The following is a 17,707-nucleotide window of genomic DNA, read 5'->3' as shown; positions in this document are numbered from 1 at the left end:
TTTAAAGTACCGACTTTATAAGAAGCCTTGTATATTCCTTTTCCGGCCTGTTGATTATATTATCTGTGTCTGAATACTCTATTATTTTCCCGTCCTTCATAACAGCTGTCTTATTGCATATCTGGCTTACCAGTGCAATATCGTGGCTTATGAATAATACTGTCATTTTCCTGCTTTGCTGCAACTGCTTAATAAGTGCAATTATCTGACTCTGCACTGTAACATCAAGTGCACTTGTAGCTTCATCACATATAAGAAACTCCGGCTTCACAGCCAATGCCCTCGCTATTGCCGCTCTCTGGCACTCGCCACCGCTCACCTGTCCTGGATATTTATTAACATATTCCGCTGAAAGTCCAACACTTATAAACAATTCCGACACAAGATTATCACTCTTATTATTTCTTAATGCTTCGGCAACACTTTTTCCTAATGTATATTCAGGATCAAATGAAGCCACAGGTGACTGATAAATCATCTGCATATTCTTATAAATATCCCTCATTTTACGGGCATTGAATCTACTTATATCTTCACCTTTAAAGATTACTGAACCACTGTATAACTTAACTGTATTCGTTATAATTCCAGCAAGCGTGCTTTTTCCGCAACCGCTTTCCCCAACAAGTCCTACACAGTCGCCATCTTCTATAACCAGCTTGTCTATATCTACTGCCATTTTCACATCATACGCCTTTTTAATATTATTAAGCTCTAATATTGTACTCATCAGCACACTCCCGTCTTAACACTGGAACAGCCGATATAAGCTGTTTCGTATATTCTTGCTTTGGATAATTCATAATTATCTCTGTATCTTCGTATTCTACAATCCTGCCAGATTTCATAACAATTATTTTATCAGCAAGCTCCCTAACAACATTTATATTGTGCGACACGATAATCATTGAAGTATCTCCACTGCATTTTATGTCTTTAAAGATATCCACAACCTGCCTCTGTGCTATAACATCCAATGCACTTGTCGGCTCATCTGCAAGCAGCAAATCAGGCTTCATAAGCATAGCCATCATAATTCCAACTCTCTGGTTCATTCCACCTGATAACTCAAACGGATAACTGTTAAGAACCTTGATAGCATTTTTAATATTCATCTGTTCAAGCATATGAACTGCTTTCTCATCAATTATACGCTTTGCCTTTCTTTTATCTTTTACGGCTTCATTACTGAAAATGCTCTCATAAAGCTGGCTCTTTATTGTTCTTACCGGACACATTGCTCTCTCGGTATTCTGAAATATCATACCTATGTTACTGCCTCTTAAACTTTTCAGACACTTTTCATTACCAGTTATATCCACTCCGTTATATTCTATTACACCACCGTCTATATGCCCCTCCTTAGGAAAAAGTCCTATTATTGCTTTAATAAGTGTGCTTTTTCCGCTTCCTGATTCACCTGCAATCCCTAATATCTCACCTTTTTTAAGCTGTAACGTTACATTTTCCAATACTGTGCTGTCAGAATAGCTTACAGATAAACCACTGATATTTAACTGAGTGCTGTTAACACTATCTATGTCCTTTTTATTCAATTTTTCCTTATTGTCTGCCTGTAATATCACTTAAAGTATCTCCTAACATATTAAACACAAGTACAGTAATAAATATTGCCAGACCCGGTGCTATAACAACCCATGGTGCTGTCTGCATAAAGCTCCTGCCTTGACTTACCATAAGTCCCCACTCTGCAAGCGGAGGTTCTGCTCCAAGCCCTAAGAATGACAACCCAGCAATCTCCATCATCATATTTCCAATATCAAGAACCGCTGTTACTATAATCATATCTGCAATATTAGGTATAATATGCTTTATTAATATTCTTATGGTATTAAGTCCTGACATCCTTGCCACCTGTATATATGGCTCATTCTTTATGGCAAGCACCTCTGCCCTTGCTATTCTTGCATACTTGGGCCACGATATTAGTGCAAGTGCAATAACAGCACTTACTAACCCTCCTGACATTACGCTTGCAACCGCAATTGCAAATACCAGCCCCGGAAATGCAAGAAATATATCTGACAGCCTCATTATAATGCTGTCTATAATTCCACCGTAATAACCACTTATTATTCCGGCAATACAGCCTGTTAACGTTATAATCACAACAAGTGCAAATGATGATGACAACGATATTCCTGCTCCTTTAATGACGCGTGATAACATATCACGCCCATACTGGTCAGTTCCTAACAGATGATGACTATCTGGCGGCATAAGTGCGGCTGACAAATCCTGCTCATAAGGATCATATGGAACAATCACATCTGCCAATACCGCTATAAGCACTATTAATAATGCAAATATAAGCCATATAATTAAGCTTGTATTGCTTTTATTAATTTTCCCTCTGAATATCAACCGCTGTCTGTTATTATTGACATTTTCTGTTCTTTTCTTAATCTTCATAACAATCTCCCAGACGTATCCTTGGATTGAGATAATGGTATACTATATCTGTTATAAGATTAATAACTACATATATAATTGCCATCCATATCACATATGCCTGTATAACCGGATAATCTCTCATCGTAATTGCATCTATCGCCATTTTCCCTACTCCGTCCCACATAAATATGCTCTCAACAATAGCTGTTCCACCAAGCAGTGAACCTATTGATAATGCGAGCAGTGTTATGATTGTGAGCAGGCTTGATTTAAGTACACTTCCTGTAATTATCTTTAATCTGCCAACACCTCTTGCTATAGCACCCTGCACATAATCCTTCTGTAATTCATTAATCACAGCCGTCCTTATCTGTCTTATATATCTTGACGACATTGCTATTGCGAGGGTAACTGCTGGCAGTATCACGCTTTTAATTCCTGCATTCATTCCCATAACCGGCAGTAAATTAAGCTTCAGTGCAAATATGTATATAAGCATTATGGCGGCAAAAAAATTAGGCATTGAATTGCCTAAGAAACTTAATAACCTGATAATATAATCGATACACCGGTTCTTATTAACTGCCGCAATAATTCCAAGTGGCAATGATATTATAAGTGTCAATAATATTGAAACCACACATAAATATATAGTCGCTGGAAGCTTTGATATAAATGTTGCAAACACGGGCTTTCCTGATATATAGGAATTACCCATATTGCCTGTAATAACGCCCTTAAGCCACACAACATATCTGACAATGACAGGCTGGTCAAGCCCAAGTTCTTCTCTTAATTCATTCTTCTGTTCTTCTGATATAGCAGTTCCCCTGTTAGCCTCTAACATATCTATTGCATCTGTATTGCTTACATTTACAAGCAGAAAAGACAGCAGTGTAATGCCTATAATAATAGGAATAAGCTGTACCAGACGCTTTATTATAAACTTCTTCATAAATACCTTTTCTAATAGTCTTATATTGTCTGATTAGTATAACAATAAAAATGGAATGGCACAATTATTTTTCAATCGTGTCATTCCATTCTGTTATACCTATATTAATTAAAGCCACTTAAATAATCACGCTGTATATATTACAGCTTCACTATCAGATATTTATTTCTTTAATTCCTCCCTTACAAATGCTAAGAATTGCTCGCCAATCCTACTTACTGCTTCGTCACATTTTTTGATATATCCAAATAACACTTTCCTTGTGTCATCATATAATGGAATACCATCAAAATTAGGCTGTTTGCTGAAATGGCTGCTGCTTATATTACACAGCTTGGAATATTTCAGCATATAATTCATAACATAATCACTATTAGTAATAACAGCAACGTGTTTGTTAAATTCCTCATCATCTTTTCTTATATTATCCCAATAATGATTAAGTGCAAACTCATCTTCGTAGCACTGAACAAGCATTTTATCTTTAAGATAACTCTCAACATCTTTATCCTTAGGTGCTTCATTATTGCCATAATATAAATAAGCCTCATTATCCTTAAGCTTAACAAATTGAAGATTATGCTTTTTAAGCTTATACTCAATCTGCTGCAGCTGGTTATCCATAAAGAATATAAAGCCTAATTCATCAAGCCCCGTTCCAACACGCTCAATAACGCTGTTGACACTTCCCTCCATTATATTATATCTGACATTCTCATCAGAATATTTGATGTAATAATCCGTAAAGCATCGCGCCACCCACGAACTTGGATTGCTTGATATGCTGAATTCTTCCCTGTCATCAATCTTATATATCTGTGCAAGCTGGCGTTCCTGTTCTAATATCTTTCCAGCATATTCATACGCCTGTCTGCCACGCCTTGTAAGTTTAATGCCCCTGTTATCCCTTTCAAATACTTCAAAGCCAAGCTTCTCCTCAAGACTTCTTATAACCTTACTGACATTGGGCTGTGTTGTATACAATACTTCTGACGCTCTGCTGAAAGACGAAAGATCTGCACACACGACAAAATATTGTAATTCCTTTACCTCAAGCATATTAATCACCGCTGTATTCTTTAACTATCTTGTCCACATCAATATTTCCAGCAAGAAAATCTACCCAGAACTGCTTATCACTGGAAAATTTCAGGTTAGCATCCTTCTCAAATCTGTCTAAGAAATCTAATACCTTCTTATAATCACTGCTGTTATTATACGGAATATCCCAAAGTTCTGTCTTATTGCCGTCTTTATCAAATGAAGCACAGGAAATGCCCTGCTCTGAAAATACTGTTATATACCACGTTACATTTTCATCATCATCACTTGTGCTTGCAGTTTCCCTTGTACTCTCTGTACCAGATATTCCCGCACTTGTATTACCTGTAAGAAGTGCTTCCTGTGTCTTAGACATATTCACAGCCTTAGTTTCTTCAGGGTCACTTGGAAAAAGTCCATCTGTAAGCTCATAATCAGCCTTATCAGATGTATCATCACCTGCTACTGTCTGTGACACAAAACCATATGCCGCTGTCCTAAGTGCCGCACTTGCCGCCGCATTAGCCCTCATATCTGACCTTGCACCAGCCGCCGCTCTATCTGCCGCCTTATCCTGCATCTCCTTAAGCCTCTTTAAGTTCTCCTTGAAATCATCAACGTAGTCGTCTATTCCGTCAAGCATTTTGTCCCACTGCTTATCAGACATACTGCGCCAGTCATTCTCATCAGCATTTTCATTAGCAAGTATCTTCTGATTGTAATAATCAGTATAGCTTTCTCTGAATGTCTGTGTACTAATATCCATTTTTCTCCTTTCTGCCGCTGTTCAGTCAGTCACAGCCGCTCCACTTTCCTGTACGGTCCAAGTGGTAAGTAAAATAAATCTGCATAAAAAAACACACTTATCCAACAGCAATCAATCCATTGAATAAATGTGCTCTCCGTAGCTTAATGTATATCGGCATATGTATACATTTTCTTAATAAAACTGTACATTTTTTTCAATGAGCTTATCACCCTCATATCTTAACTTTATTGTAAAAAATCTCTGTTCATCACTAAGCAGAAGCTTTAAAAATACAGCATCACCCTCCCACGTTGGAAGCTCTAATATTTTATCTTTACTAACCCAGCAAAGGTCGCCTTCATCACATATGCTTACCTCACCGTCATAGTCATTCGCGGTAAACAGACACATAAGCTCAGGCTCACATTCATCACTTATAAATGTTATAAGCCCCCTGAAACGATATGCTGTAAGTGTAAGTCCTGTCTCTTCCTTCGCTTCCCTTAAAAGACATTCCTCTGGTGTCTCACAGCCCTCTGCGTGACCTCCAACACCAATCCACTTACCCTTATTGATATCATTTTCTTTCTTGGTTCTATGTAACATCAGATAGTTGTTATCTTTCTCAATATAACACAGAGTTGTCATCTTCATAGTTAATCTCCATATCTTGCATTATAAATATGTCTGTATTTTAAAATAGATATCTCGTCCACAATATAAAGTTCTTGATAAGCTTCATTCTCTTTTCCCTGTATGGCGTAAGCTCCACAGGTTCTACATCATATGGATTGTCGTAACTTCCATCTGCATCAGCCTTTCTTGCTATATGCTCATATGACTCCATAGCTTCATTTAACTGGCTGTTAATCTCCCTGCTGTCAATTACAAGCATAAGCTCCGTATCCAGATAGACGCTTCGCATATCCACATTAAATGAGCCAATGACCGATATATTATCATCTATAAGTATTGACTTTCCATGATAAGAATATCCGCCCTCGTACTCCCATACTTCAAGCCCGGTATTAAGTATTTTATCTTTATTAACATAATAATCTGCCGAGCCAAATGGATTACCATTATTACCAATAGAATTAGTCATCAAAGATACATTTTCTACCTTATCACATACCTCAGTAAGTCCTTCATACATATAATCGTTACATATTATATAAGGTGTATGTATCTTCACCTTAGCATCTGCCGATTTCATAAGCCTTACAAGCTGATACCACACAACCGGCTTCTTTACCTTGTAATCTATCGGATTGCTAAGAAGTGCTATGCTGTTGACCTCCACTGTCTCACTGGCATAATCTGTATTGTCTACGAACTCCTGATTATCAGCACAATATGCCTCATAACCTGCTAAAAGCTCATCTTTGGCTGTCTTAACCTTGTCCTTTGCAGCTATCTTTTCTTTATAAGAAGTCTTACTGCTTGATAAAAGAGTCTTGCTCTCCTTATAGTTCCACACGCTGTCATAATAGTCTATAAGCTGGTTGACCGAACTGTTCTCATCTGTCTTGGCACAATATACTAACACATCTCGGTCATAATTCTTATGTCCCTCATTATCTCCAAGGAAATAATTAAATGTATTACGTCCACCAAGAATATAATTCTGCCTGTCTATAACTATATATTTGTCGTGCAGTCTTCCCATTGACTTATAAGACTTTAACGGATTGACCTTGTTATATATCTTAACTGTTGCCTCTGGCATAGCCGCAAGTGCCTCAAAATACGCATTGCCCCTCATTCTAAGAAAACCTGACACTCCATCAACTATAACATTAACCGATACTCCCCTGTCTGCCGCATCAATAAGTGCACCTAATATAAGCTTTCCACTATCATCAGACCTGAAATCAAAGGTCGAAAGTATTATTTCTTCCTTTGCCTGGCTAATCATTCTTATACGTTCTTTTAACGCATCATTATTATCCTCTATTATCTTGGCTCTCTCAGGACTAGTCTGGCGTTTTAAAAGATCCGTGTTATCTAATTCCTGTTTCTCACCATCTGTAAGCTTCGGCTGCTTTTTGTAGCTTACAAGTGCAATCGTAACTATTCCTATTATCACAGCAAGAACAAAACCTATCACAGATAATATTACATACCTGACACGTATTGTATGCTTCTTAACTTTGTCCATAGTCTTTTATACAGCCTGTCTTATTAATTATCACTAATATAATCGAGCAAATATATCTAACACTTTTAATGTATACAACATATCAATATATCCGCATATCTAATATATCCAACATATCTAAATATATTATAATAATGTAATTGTAACAGGCTTCCTTTCTTCTATTATGTGCCAGGCATTTTATATCTGTGTATACATTACTTACTAAATATTTTATTAATCCTGGCTATTTTAATTCTTATTGGTATATAGATACATAACCATATTATAACAAAAATAGCAACAAAAATAATCGTAAATGTGAGTATTTTATCTACCGTAATCCAGCCATTTGAAAGATATATATAACCCTTCGATATTCGGTTGGATTTTGGAGTTGAATGGTATTTTTGATACTTTATAGTGAATTTTATTAATCTTCATAGTTTTAAATACTATATCAAGAAGTATTGTTAATAATAAAATCTTGACATCTCTGCCACGATGTATTATTATCACAATAGTTTGAGTATCAAAACATTGTGATAATGGTTTAATAATTCTTGTATACTCCAACAATATATACATAGAAATGAGGATTGGTTTAATATGAATCTTAGTACAAATAAATATAAGCTTCCCGAATTACATATTGGTAATAAAACAGCAAGAATTCCAATTATTCAAGGTGGCATGGGTGTTGGTGTCAGCTTAAGCGGTCTTGCAGGTGCAGTAGCAAAGGAGGGGGGAGTCGGAATTATTTCAACTGCCCAGATTGGTTATGATGATGATGCATTTGAATATGATCAGGCCGGCTGCAATTTAGCAGCAATAAATAAACATATCCGTAAAGCTAAAGAAATTGCCGGTGGTAATGGACTTGTTGGCGTAAATATTATGGTTGCACTTAAACATTATAAAGAACATGTAAAAGCAGCTGTTGCAGCAGGTGCCGATATAATTATCAGCGGTGCTGGTCTTCCGATAGATTTACCAGCACTTGTAGACAAAGCCTGTCAGACTAAGATAGCTCCTATCATATCATCAAAAAGAGCTGCACAGCTTATATTAAAAATGTGGTCACATAAGTATGACCGAACCGCTGATTTTATCGTAATAGAAGGACCAAAGGCTGGCGGACACCTCGGATTTTCTAATGAACAGCTGAACAATACAGCTTCACTTGATTTCGATAATGAAATAACTAATATTATAGAATGTAAAAAAGAATATGAAGATAAATACTCAAAAAAAATACCTGTTATTGTTGCAGGTGGAATATTCGATAAACAGGATATTATTCATGCAATTAACCTTGGAGCTGATGGGGTGCAGATAGCAAGCAGATTCGTTGCTACTAAAGAATGTGATGCATCACCTGCTTATAAACAGGCTTATATCAATGCCAGACAAGAAGATGTTCAGATTATCCAAAGTCCTGTCGGAATGCCTGGAAGAGCACTTCGCAATGCATTTATTAAACAACTTGACAATTCAAGAATTCCTATTTCCAAATGCTACAATTGTCTTGAAAAATGTAACCCTGCAAAGGTTCCATATTGTATTACAAAAGCTCTTATAAATGCTGTAAAGGGAGATGTGGATAATGGCTTAATCTTCTGTGGTGACAATGTTGGCCGGATAAATAAAATTACAACTGTACACTCACTTATGAAGGAACTTACAGAATAACTACCTTGCACTACTGCCAGTTACTTGCCAGCCGGATTATCCGGCTGGCAATATTAAATACTGTTCCTTATAGTGCTACTTAAATTCCAATCATGCAAATAAATTATCCCACTGGCAATATTAAATACTGTGCATTGTATTCTCTCTGACTAAACAATTACTTTATACTCTCTTATAAATAATAGGAACATCATATCCGAAGGTTCTCTTTCCATTCACTTCCATGCTTTCTGATACCTCAAGACAAGCTTCTGAAAAACGTTCCCATAATCTGAATATCATAACTGGTGTAAACTGGCTTACGCTTCCTCCCTCCCAGCTTCCATTCTTTTCCTTATATAATGCTGGCGTAAACTTCTCAGATTTTCTAAGTTCACTATAATCTACACTCTTCATTGAGTTATAGGAAAATGTATTCTTGTCTTCTCCTGCAGGAATTTCATAAGAAGAAAGTATAATTCCATCATTACTATCTGTAATTAGAAATAAATGTGGTGATGCATGACGTTTTCCATCTGTTTCATAATAACTTTCCTCTACAACAAATATTCCATTAAAATCCTCTGGAATATTTTTTATTTTATCATTGCAGACTGTGTTTATATGTTGTGCATACGGAAAGCTTTTACCAGCCTCCTTCATTTCCATAAACTGTTCTTTGTTATCAAATTCTCCAGTCATAAGCTCTACAAACTTTTTAATTTCCATCATAATGTTATGCCTCCATATGATAATATTTTGTTATATTTATAATTGTAATAATATGAACAATGAACGTAAATTCTACCGCTTAGTGATGCCTCAGAGCTGCTCCACATAATTCTAAAACAAAAGCTTAAGTCCCATAGCTATAATCCACATATATGCACAAGTTTTCGGAATCATTAAAAGTCCAACCTTTGGTTTAGTTTTGCTGAATAAGGTTACTGGTATATAGCATCCAAATGAAATAATAATTGCTGCTACCATCCTTGTCAGATGATATCCATAAGCATTTCCTGAAATCAAATATAGAATAATTACTCCTATACCTGTAACTGCAAAGACTGAATTTCTGATAACGGATAATTTCATATTTCCCTCATCTGTACACCAATTATTCTGTGGGAACATACATATTACAATTCTAACAATTGCTGATATCCATATTATAACCTCAATTATTACTGGTATTGTAAACCCTGGAAATGTAAATTTCCAGATATACATCAAAATAATATAAAAAGCTGTCATTGTAATAGAAGATATCTGCAATCCAATTCCTAGCTGTTTCTTTATCTTATCACTACTTCCACATACTGCTCTGATAATTCTTGGCACAAGATGAAATGCATCTCCTCCGCAAAGTGTTAATGTTAATATTCCATAAAGAATAAATAACATATCCCCATTTGAATATATAAAAAATAATATTGCAGCAACAAGATCAAATATAAGATATGCTGCATCAAATATTGCTTCCATAACATCTGGAAGCTGTGGTTTATAATTGTTCTGCTTCATTACTAGTTCTGCTCCCTATACTCTTTTAAATATTTTTCTGCATTATTGCAGATCTTATCAAACACATCTATACACATATGCTTTTCTTCTTCTGTTAAGCCACTTAAAACATCCTTAGCAAACTGTTTCTGTGCGTTTATTCCTGCTTTTACAATTACCTCCGCCTTATCTAATAAAACAATCTCAATATGCTTTTTATTATCCTTACTTTGTATTCGTTCAACAAGACCTTTATTTTCAAGATTCTTTAGTGATGTTGAAACGTGGGATTTTGTTGATTTTCTAATCTTTACTATGTCTGCTGCTGTATTATGCTGTGGATTATTATGAAGAAACATAAGTATATCATATTCCATCTGCGTTAATTCATACCTGTCGCACACTTCTCCTGAAAGTAATTCATAATAGCTTGTGATTGTTTTATGCTTATCCCAGAAATACATCCTGACCTCCTTTACTATCGTTCTTTTTAGAACGATTATAGACAGATTATTCTGTTATGTCAATCATTTTTTCTTATTCAACTCACAAAATCTTTACTCTATTTTGTGTAATGATTTTTATGTAAGCATTAGTGATAAAATAAGAGCAAGTACTGAAAGGTTTTCGTTGCCTTAGCACTTGCTCTGCTTCTTTATATCAAAGTTATTATATATAGTTGTATGTTGATGATTTGCTGTTCTTTAATTTTTTATCAATCTTATTGCACTCTTTTCGCAAGCCTGCAATATTACTTACGCCAGATTCTTCTCTCCTTCATTTTGTTTCTTTCCCGCCATTCTCATAACTTCCTTCCATGCCGGTGAGAACAGATAATAACCTATCATTGCAAACATTCCAAAGCTGAAAGAGATTGGGAAGCACAACATTACCCATGTTCCATCAAAGTATCTGCTAATAATATAGGCACTTGGAATTCTGACTGCCCAAAGCATAAGAATGTTGACAATTGTAGTATAACGCACCTTTCCAGTTCCGTTTACAATAGATATTATACAGTTAAAGATAGCATAAAACCACTGTGAAAGTAACATGACAACAACATGTCTGCTAGCATACATCAATACCATTTCATCTGACGAGAAGAAACGGATTATAGGTTTATGTATCATTATAAAAAGCAATCCAAAACTTAATGTAATCAGACCTGAACACAATGGAATTCTCCAGTGTCCCTCTTTAATTCTTGAATATTTCTTAGCACCATAATTCTGTCCTGAAAATGTAGTGGCCGCCGAAGATAATCCTGTAATTGCTATGTTAGCGCATCCTGTAATTCTTCCTGCTACTGCACCTCCAGCCATAAATATAGCACCCTGCGAGTTATTAAATGTCTGTAATGCAACATGTCCTAATGAATAAAGAGAATTGTTAAGTCCAACGGGCAAACCAATAGCCAGAATAGCTTTCATCATTGTTCCAGAAAATCTTCTAGGCAAATATGTAAACTGTATCTCCGGAAACTTCTTTCTTATATAAACAATACTTACAATCCATGAAATGAACATAGCAATACTTGTAGAAAGTGCTGCTCCGGCTACATCCATTCCAAACCCTGCAACAAACAATAAATCAAATACTATATTAGAAACACAGGACACAACCAGAAACCATAATGAAGCCTTGCTGTCTCCAAGTCCTCTTAAAATACCAGCATTCATATTATAACCCAGATTACCAAGTGTACCTAAGAACACAACCCTCGTATATATTAATGCGGCATTCCACACATCCTGCGGCACTTTCATGAATTCCAGAATATATGGTGCTGCAAACCATCCAAGAATTCCAATCGGAATACCTACAATATATATAAGTGTTATTGAAGTTCCACATACTGAAACAACCTTTCCCGATTCCCTTGCTCCGGTATATTGTGAAATAAGAATAGACACACCTGTTCCTATTCCTAAAAAAACACATAATAATACTTCAACCGGCTGTGAACTCGTTCCTACCGCAGCTAAAGATGTATCTCCACAATATTTGCCTATTACAAGTGCATCAACCGTAGTATATAACTGCTGCAAAACATTTCCAATAATAATCGGTATCGCAAACAGTATAATATTTTTCATTATATGACCTGTAGTCATATCAATCTTTCCTTTTTGTGAATCTGCCATAGTAATCTCCATTCTTGCGCTGCTTCTAAGCGCATCTCAAGTTTGTGCGAAGCACAAATCTTGCGTGTGAAAAATCTTATTTTTCACACTATACTCCTATCATAGAATAATCTGTCTGTATCTGTTATTTATAATAATACTGTAATTGAATTACATTTGCTAGCGATTTATGGCATGGAGTACAGAAAAAGTGTCTAACTAATGTTTATAAAAAAGCAAATGGAATTTTCTTTACAATAATCAGAATTACGGTAATAAACACTTTCTTGGGCAACACCATTCTCTTCATATAATATATTTGTTTGTTACATCATATAATAGTACATAAACATAATTAAACAAAAAATATATCCGGCAACCCTTTTTATAGGATACCGGATATAATTCTATTAATTCTTTCTGACTTATTTTCGTGATGTCCATATTCATCAAATATACTTGTAACATTCATAACCGACATAAGATGCTCATGAACCATATGTGCCTTTACAGGTGCCTGTTCAAGCAGATTCCCGTGATTTACCCCCTCCTGTTCACCATTAAGAAAATAAACAGCTGCATTTCTGTTTTTTACATTATTATTAACTACATAGTCTGCAAAACCCGGATACCAGAACGAACCGCAGACTGAAAATATTGTAGAAAATGTTTCATCAAAATACAGGCTATATATAGCAGCAAGACCGCCCAGTGAATACCCTCCATATGCCATTGATTCTGCATATACATTATAATGCTTGCTGATGTATGGAACTATTTCCCCAACAAGCTGGTTGTGATATTCCCTGCACTCACCACCAAAGTCTTCAGCCCCTTCTCTTATCGCTTTATATGGCCATGGTGTATATGCAGCCAGTCTGTTTTTTGGAATAAGTCCAACGTATATCTGATTATCAGGCTGTTCAATATTATTTACTATTTCTCCATCATTTATAAATATCACTTTATATTTTCTGCCGCATAAATAATTGTCCGGGAGCCGCACAATAGTTTTAATACCTGATATTTCAATATATTCTATCATTTTTAATTCACTTCTCTTATTCACATATTATTTAACACTATCTGCAATCTTTGATAATGCATCGAATACAGCCGGTCCATAATCCATAAATTCATCATATCCTATTGTAACTATTTTCTTATTCTTTATAGCTTCAACATCAGATACTGCATCAGATGAAAGCAATTTATTAACTGCATCTGCATCATTCTTAGCATTGCGGTCACTTGTTACATATACTATAAGCTCAGGATTCATTGTTACAAGTGTCTCTAATGAAAGACCAGATGTACCTGTTGATACATTTGTATATCCTAACTTATTCAACATATTCTCCTGTAAAGATGATTTATATGTGCCAAATGTATTTCCATCAAATGCACACATTACAAGTGCATTCTTCTTGTCTGTTCCTGTATTTCCTAATGATGTCATGACTGAATCATATTTCTTCTGAAGTTCATCTGCGTATGAGTCTGCCTTGTCCTGAACATTAAATATAACCCCAAGATTCTTAACATCCTGTATAACACTTTCAATCTTAGTCTCTCCCTTTGTTACACTTGCAGCCTGTGCATAAACTTCAACGCCATTTGCATTCCATTCTGTGTATTCTCCCAGAGATTTATCAGAAAACATAGCTGCTCTGCCCACGATTATATCCGGCATCGCAGATAAGACTATTTCTTTAGATATAGTTTTCTTATCACCCAGCTTATTTATATTTGCAATACTGTCCTTATATATTGAGGTGACTTCATTGTCCGGATTCATCATTCCGACTATTTTATCACCAAGCCCCAGTTCAATAAGTGTTTCTGTTGCTGACAAATTGTTCGTTACAATTCTTTCCGGTGCTTTATCAAATGTCTGATTAACTTCATTACCAGATGCATCATATGTTGTTATTGTTACAGGATACTGTGTCTGCTTCGATTCATCCTGTAACTGCGAACTGCTGTTACTATCATTGGAACCTGTATTCCCACAACCGGTAAATAATGCTGCTGATGTAACTGTTATTGCTAAAACTGTTATTAGTGATTTGAATTTTCTCATTGCTTCAAGTCTCCTTTATTATACATTTATATTTTATGATATGAGTGTAAAAAGTAATTCTTCCACTCACGATGTATCAAAATCTGAATCCTGCTGTTCTTCTTTGTCTGCCTGTCATAAATCATGTGTATTGAATTAATATCTGATTGCTGCCACGATTGATAACTTCACATTCTACATCATATATTTCTCGCATATTATCTTTTGTAATAACCTCTTCTGGTTTTCCTTTATATCTTATTCTCCCATCCTTTATAAGATATATATAATCTGAAAATCTACATGCCAGCTGTATATCATGCAAAACTGCCAGAACATTTACATTTAATTTTTTTACAATTTTTAATATTTCAAGCTGATATTTAATATCCAGATGATTAGTCGGTTCATCAAGCAGCAAAAGTGTAGGCTGCTGTGTAATCGCCCTTGCCAGCACCACTCTTTGTTTTTCACCGCCTGACAATGACAAATATGAACGATTTCTTTTTTCATACATACCAACGCTTTTTAATGCATTATATGCAATCTCATAATCTTCTTTTTTCTCCTGCTCCATCATCTTTAGATGAGGAGTACGGCCAAGCATAACTACATCAAGCACAGAACAGTCAAAATTAAGATTATTGAACTGTGCAACAACTGCCATATTCTGTGCACTTTTTCTTATACTTATATTATCCAGAGGTTTTCCATCCAGATATATCGCTCCAAGATCCGGTTTTGTTATTCTGTAAACCGTCTTTAAAAACGTGGTTTTACCACAACCATTTGGTCCTAGTATTGTATGGAACTCATTATTACTAACACCAAGCGATATGCCATTTAATATTCTGCTACCCTCTATACTGTACTGTATATTATCACATCTAAGTTCCATAACTACTCCCTGCCATAATTCTTCTTAGTTACAATGTATATAAAAAATGGAGCACCAACCAGAGCTGTAAATATTCCTATAGGAAGCTCTGCATTCTTAACCAGTACTCTTGCAAGAACATCAGCCCATATAAGAAATATCGCTCCAAGAAGTATCACCACTGGCACTAATCTCTTATGATTCGTTCCTGCAAATGCCCTTGATATATGTGGTATTATAAGTCCTACAAAACCAATTATTCCACAGCTTGAAACAAGCACACCTGTTACTACTGCTATTAATGTCATATAAACTTTTCTGTACAGGCTTAAATTTATTCCAAGTGTAACTGCCGTTTCATCACCTAACATCATCGTATTAAGTATGCGATACTGCGTACAGAAAAATAATGTAACAGCTATTACAACAACTGCAGGAAGTATAATACTTTTCCAGCCTGCATTAGCAAGTGAACCCATAGTCCAGAACTTGATTGTCATTATGCTGTCAGCATTGGCTCCAACTGAGATAATAAAGTTAGAAAATGCTGTAAACAAGGCATTAACAACAGTTCCTGCAAGAATAAGCCTTGTCGTAGTCATTTTCCCATGTCCGGAAGCAATTCCAAGAACCATAACTGTTGCTATAACTGCTCCCACAAATGCACCACCGGAAACAAACGCTCCCAGTCCCATAACTATAAGCAGGGTTGCACCAAATGTAGCGCCTGATGACACACCAAGAATATATGGCTCAGATATTGGATTATTAACTGTTGCCTGCATCACACATCCACATAATGCAAGTCCGGCACCGGCCAACAAGCCAAGAAGAACTCTTGGCAATCTCATATTCCAGACTATTGCAATCATTGCTTTGCTGGAAGAATTAAATATTTCATCATGATGTGTAAGCTTTCCAAAAATAATTTTATATGTGTCTGATACTTTTATATTTACCTGTCCAAGTGATACCGCAGTAATAACTGTAATCACAAGTGCTGCCATCAGGAAAATTATTACAACCACATATAATGTTTTAGATTTGGAGATATCATTTACTTTTTTCAACCTCTTGTCCTCTAAGACTAATTATAGTTACCCTTGACTAACTTTAATAGATTAAAACATACCTTTCTAATTTTGTCAATGAAAATTTTTTCTAATAATTTCACTAAATAAAATAAGAGCAGGTACCAGAAAGGTTTTGTTTCCTTAGTACTTGCTCTGTTTCTTTATATCAAAATTATTATATATAGTTGTATGTTGATGATTTACAGGTATTTTGTAAAATGTTCCTTGTCCAATTCATGTCATTGAGCCATCCATTTTTTTACTATATCAATGGCTTCTCCTGATTCGCCACATAATCCCATTACACTATTTATTAATACATTTCTTTTACTTAGTTCAGGATTTAAAGTCGTCATTGCCAATTTCTGATATTCATTAATCTTCATTCTAATTTCCATTTCTGAGCAACTTTTGTTGCGAAGAGGCGAAGAATAATTTGCACAGGCAATTTTCCTCTGCCATCAATGGCTATTTATTCTGCTCATAAACAAATAGTCGTGTGATAAAATAAGCTATCGAGCTTATTTTTCACACCAATATTCTCCATAATGTACAAACTGGAAGTTATAGTGCAATCTTTTTCCATTTTCTAATCTTGGTTCTAAAGGTTCCGAACGGAGCAACTGTATTAACATGTATGAATTTGTATACTTCCCAGACAGCTGTTTTAGTTGCTTCGTCAGCCCATTTTCTCATATGTGGTTTAAATAATTCTTCATCACTCAGAGAATCAATCATTGCATAAATAGAGTTGATATTCTCATTCAATCTGTCTTTCAATTCTTGCAGTGACAGCTGAGCATATGTATCTGTGAACCATTGATATAATTCGCCAAGCTGATTCCACTTAAAATTATCCGAAGGAGTTTTGACAGGAATACCCTTTCTTTCGTCTGATTCCCATTTAATAACAAGAGTTGTCCAGCCAACCTGATAAGCAAGATTTTCTGCCGGAGTTCGATCGATCTCATCAATTCTCTTATCTTTTAAATGCTCCGGAATATCATTAAATTCTGAAATATATTTTGCAAAGCTTTTATTTATCTCGTTTTTAAGTTCGTCTTTATTCTCATATGTTCTCAATAGTCTATCTCCT

Annotated in this window: 19 protein-coding genes; 1 reads left to right on the top strand and 18 read right to left on the bottom strand. The window is 35.4% G+C overall.

Going from position 1 to position 17,707, the window contains the following annotated elements; genetic code table 11:
• Position 1 precedes the first annotated feature (1 nt).
• From WMO42_RS10775 to WMO42_RS10740, 8 genes are all read right to left on the bottom strand, one after another.
• A complete protein-coding gene (locus WMO42_RS10775; RefSeq protein ID WP_022501354.1) occupies positions 2 to 730 on the bottom strand; it encodes an ABC transporter ATP-binding protein in 729 nt (242 codons plus the stop codon).
• A complete protein-coding gene (locus WMO42_RS10770; RefSeq protein WP_318295702.1) occupies positions 708 to 1,586 on the bottom strand; it encodes an ABC transporter ATP-binding protein in 879 nt (292 codons plus the stop codon). Before WMO42_RS10770 ends, WMO42_RS10775 begins: the two co-directional genes overlap by 23 nt.
• Positions 1,564 to 2,433 carry a nickel transporter permease gene (nikC, locus tag WMO42_RS10765; protein WP_022501356.1) on the bottom strand — a complete coding sequence of 290 codons (870 nt, stop codon included), beginning with the start codon at positions 2,431 to 2,433 and terminating at the stop codon, positions 1,564 to 1,566. Before nikC ends, WMO42_RS10770 begins: the two co-directional genes overlap by 23 nt.
• A complete protein-coding gene (gene nikB, locus WMO42_RS10760; protein WP_022501357.1) occupies positions 2,423 to 3,370 on the bottom strand; it encodes a nickel ABC transporter permease in 948 nt (315 codons plus the stop codon). The genes nikC and nikB overlap by 11 nt, the downstream gene beginning before the upstream one ends.
• A 162-nt stretch (positions 3,371 to 3,532) precedes the next feature.
• Positions 3,533 to 4,429, bottom strand: a complete 897-nt coding sequence (locus tag WMO42_RS10755; RefSeq protein WP_349192248.1) for a LysR family transcriptional regulator — start codon at positions 4,427 to 4,429, stop codon at positions 3,533 to 3,535.
• A 1-nt stretch (position 4,430) separates the two neighbouring features.
• A complete protein-coding gene (locus WMO42_RS10750) occupies positions 4,431 to 5,177 on the bottom strand; it encodes a hypothetical protein (protein ID WP_055176571.1) in 747 nt (248 codons plus the stop codon).
• Between the two features lie 174 nt (positions 5,178 to 5,351).
• Complete coding sequence (locus WMO42_RS10745) at positions 5,352 to 5,813, bottom strand: 8-oxo-dGTP diphosphatase (RefSeq protein ID WP_055176574.1); 462 nt, start codon at positions 5,811 to 5,813, stop codon at positions 5,352 to 5,354.
• Positions 5,814 to 5,853: 40 nt separating this feature from the next.
• Positions 5,854 to 7,320 carry a phospholipase D family protein gene (locus WMO42_RS10740; RefSeq protein ID WP_055176577.1) on the bottom strand — a complete coding sequence of 489 codons (1,467 nt, stop codon included), beginning with the start codon at positions 7,318 to 7,320 and terminating at the stop codon, positions 5,854 to 5,856.
• Positions 7,321 to 7,908: 588 nt separating this feature from the next.
• On the opposite strand from WMO42_RS10740, the gene WMO42_RS10735 reads away from it, so the two are divergent.
• On the top strand, positions 7,909 to 8,991 hold the full coding sequence (locus WMO42_RS10735) for a nitronate monooxygenase family protein (protein ID WP_349192246.1): 1,083 nt from the start codon (positions 7,909 to 7,911) through the stop codon (positions 8,989 to 8,991).
• Positions 8,992 to 9,153: 162 nt separating this feature from the next.
• Here WMO42_RS10735 and WMO42_RS10730 read toward each other — a convergent pair whose 3' ends face one another.
• The 10 genes from WMO42_RS10730 to WMO42_RS10685 all read right to left on the bottom strand — a co-directional run bounded on the left by WMO42_RS10730 (position 9,154) and on the right by WMO42_RS10685 (position 17,694).
• On the bottom strand, positions 9,154 to 9,702 hold the full coding sequence (locus WMO42_RS10730) for a hypothetical protein (protein ID WP_055307215.1): 549 nt from the start codon (positions 9,700 to 9,702) through the stop codon (positions 9,154 to 9,156).
• Between the two features lie 111 nt (positions 9,703 to 9,813).
• A complete protein-coding gene (locus WMO42_RS10725) occupies positions 9,814 to 10,494 on the bottom strand; it encodes a hypothetical protein (protein ID WP_055307216.1) in 681 nt (226 codons plus the stop codon).
• Between the two features lie 2 nt (positions 10,495 to 10,496).
• On the bottom strand, positions 10,497 to 10,937 hold the full coding sequence (locus WMO42_RS10720) for a MarR family transcriptional regulator (RefSeq protein ID WP_055176584.1): 441 nt from the start codon (positions 10,935 to 10,937) through the stop codon (positions 10,497 to 10,499).
• Between the two features lie 291 nt (positions 10,938 to 11,228).
• Positions 11,229 to 12,620 carry an MATE family efflux transporter gene (locus WMO42_RS10715; protein ID WP_055307217.1) on the bottom strand — a complete coding sequence of 464 codons (1,392 nt, stop codon included), beginning with the start codon at positions 12,618 to 12,620 and terminating at the stop codon, positions 11,229 to 11,231.
• Positions 12,621 to 12,984: 364 nt separating this feature from the next.
• Positions 12,985 to 13,644, bottom strand: coding sequence for an alpha/beta hydrolase-fold protein (locus WMO42_RS10710; RefSeq protein WP_349153839.1), 660 nt, complete (start codon positions 13,642 to 13,644; stop codon positions 12,985 to 12,987).
• A gap of 27 nt (positions 13,645 to 13,671) precedes the next feature.
• On the bottom strand, positions 13,672 to 14,682 hold the full coding sequence (locus WMO42_RS10705; protein ID WP_349153840.1) for an ABC transporter substrate-binding protein: 1,011 nt from the start codon (positions 14,680 to 14,682) through the stop codon (positions 13,672 to 13,674).
• Positions 14,683 to 14,803: 121 nt separating this feature from the next.
• Positions 14,804 to 15,559, bottom strand: coding sequence for an ABC transporter ATP-binding protein (locus WMO42_RS10700; protein WP_349192243.1), 756 nt, complete (start codon positions 15,557 to 15,559; stop codon positions 14,804 to 14,806).
• Between the two features lie 2 nt (positions 15,560 to 15,561).
• A complete protein-coding gene (locus WMO42_RS10695; RefSeq protein WP_022501370.1) occupies positions 15,562 to 16,608 on the bottom strand; it encodes an iron ABC transporter permease in 1,047 nt (348 codons plus the stop codon).
• 242 nt (positions 16,609 to 16,850) lie between these two features.
• Positions 16,851 to 16,997 carry a hypothetical protein gene (locus tag WMO42_RS10690; protein WP_242858678.1) on the bottom strand — a complete coding sequence of 49 codons (147 nt, stop codon included), beginning with the start codon at positions 16,995 to 16,997 and terminating at the stop codon, positions 16,851 to 16,853.
• 178 nt (positions 16,998 to 17,175) lie between these two features.
• Positions 17,176 to 17,694, bottom strand: a complete 519-nt coding sequence (locus WMO42_RS10685) for a ClbS/DfsB family four-helix bundle protein (protein ID WP_024729655.1) — start codon at positions 17,692 to 17,694, stop codon at positions 17,176 to 17,178.
• Positions 17,695 to 17,707: the final 13 nt, after the last annotated feature.

It is taken from the genome of Lachnospira sp. CLA-JM-H23, from assembly GCF_040096425.1.
GTDB lineage: Bacteria > Bacillota > Clostridia > Lachnospirales > Lachnospiraceae > Lachnospira > Lachnospira rogosae.
The sequence above is the reverse complement of the archived record's forward strand: the minus strand, read 5'-3'. Positions and strand labels throughout refer to the sequence as shown.

What these genes read in the sequence shown, in the direction of transcription:
- WMO42_RS10775 (WP_022501354.1), bottom strand. Translation starts at nt 730, where the DNA reads ATGAGTACAATATTAGAGCTTAATAATATTAAAAAGGCGTATGATGTG.
- nikC (WP_022501356.1), bottom strand. Translation starts at nt 2,433, where the DNA reads ATGAAGATTAAGAAAAGAACAGAAAATGTCAATAATAACAGACAGCGG.
- nikB (WP_022501357.1), bottom strand. Translation starts at nt 3,370, where the DNA reads ATGAAGAAGTTTATAATAAAGCGTCTGGTACAGCTTATTCCTATTATT.
- WMO42_RS10755 (WP_349192248.1), bottom strand. Translation starts at nt 4,429, where the DNA reads ATGCTTGAGGTAAAGGAATTACAATATTTTGTCGTGTGTGCAGATCTT.
- WMO42_RS10750 (WP_055176571.1), bottom strand. Translation starts at nt 5,177, where the DNA reads ATGGATATTAGTACACAGACATTCAGAGAAAGCTATACTGATTATTAC.
- WMO42_RS10745 (WP_055176574.1), bottom strand. Translation starts at nt 5,813, where the DNA reads ATGAAGATGACAACTCTGTGTTATATTGAGAAAGATAACAACTATCTG.
- WMO42_RS10740 (WP_055176577.1), bottom strand. Translation starts at nt 7,320, where the DNA reads ATGGACAAAGTTAAGAAGCATACAATACGTGTCAGGTATGTAATATTA.
- WMO42_RS10735 (WP_349192246.1), top strand. Translation starts at nt 7,909, where the DNA reads ATGAATCTTAGTACAAATAAATATAAGCTTCCCGAATTACATATTGGT.
- WMO42_RS10730 (WP_055307215.1), bottom strand. Translation starts at nt 9,702, where the DNA reads ATGATGGAAATTAAAAAGTTTGTAGAGCTTATGACTGGAGAATTTGAT.
- WMO42_RS10725 (WP_055307216.1), bottom strand. Translation starts at nt 10,494, where the DNA reads ATGAAGCAGAACAATTATAAACCACAGCTTCCAGATGTTATGGAAGCA.
- WMO42_RS10720 (WP_055176584.1), bottom strand. Translation starts at nt 10,937, where the DNA reads ATGTATTTCTGGGATAAGCATAAAACAATCACAAGCTATTATGAATTA.
- WMO42_RS10715 (WP_055307217.1), bottom strand. Translation starts at nt 12,620, where the DNA reads ATGGCAGATTCACAAAAAGGAAAGATTGATATGACTACAGGTCATATA.
- WMO42_RS10710 (WP_349153839.1), bottom strand. Translation starts at nt 13,644, where the DNA reads ATGATAGAATATATTGAAATATCAGGTATTAAAACTATTGTGCGGCTC.
- WMO42_RS10705 (WP_349153840.1), bottom strand. Translation starts at nt 14,682, where the DNA reads ATGAGAAAATTCAAATCACTAATAACAGTTTTAGCAATAACAGTTACA.
- WMO42_RS10700 (WP_349192243.1), bottom strand. Translation starts at nt 15,559, where the DNA reads ATGGAACTTAGATGTGATAATATACAGTACAGTATAGAGGGTAGCAGA.
- WMO42_RS10690 (WP_242858678.1), bottom strand. Translation starts at nt 16,997, where the DNA reads ATGAAGATTAATGAATATCAGAAATTGGCAATGACGACTTTAAATCCT.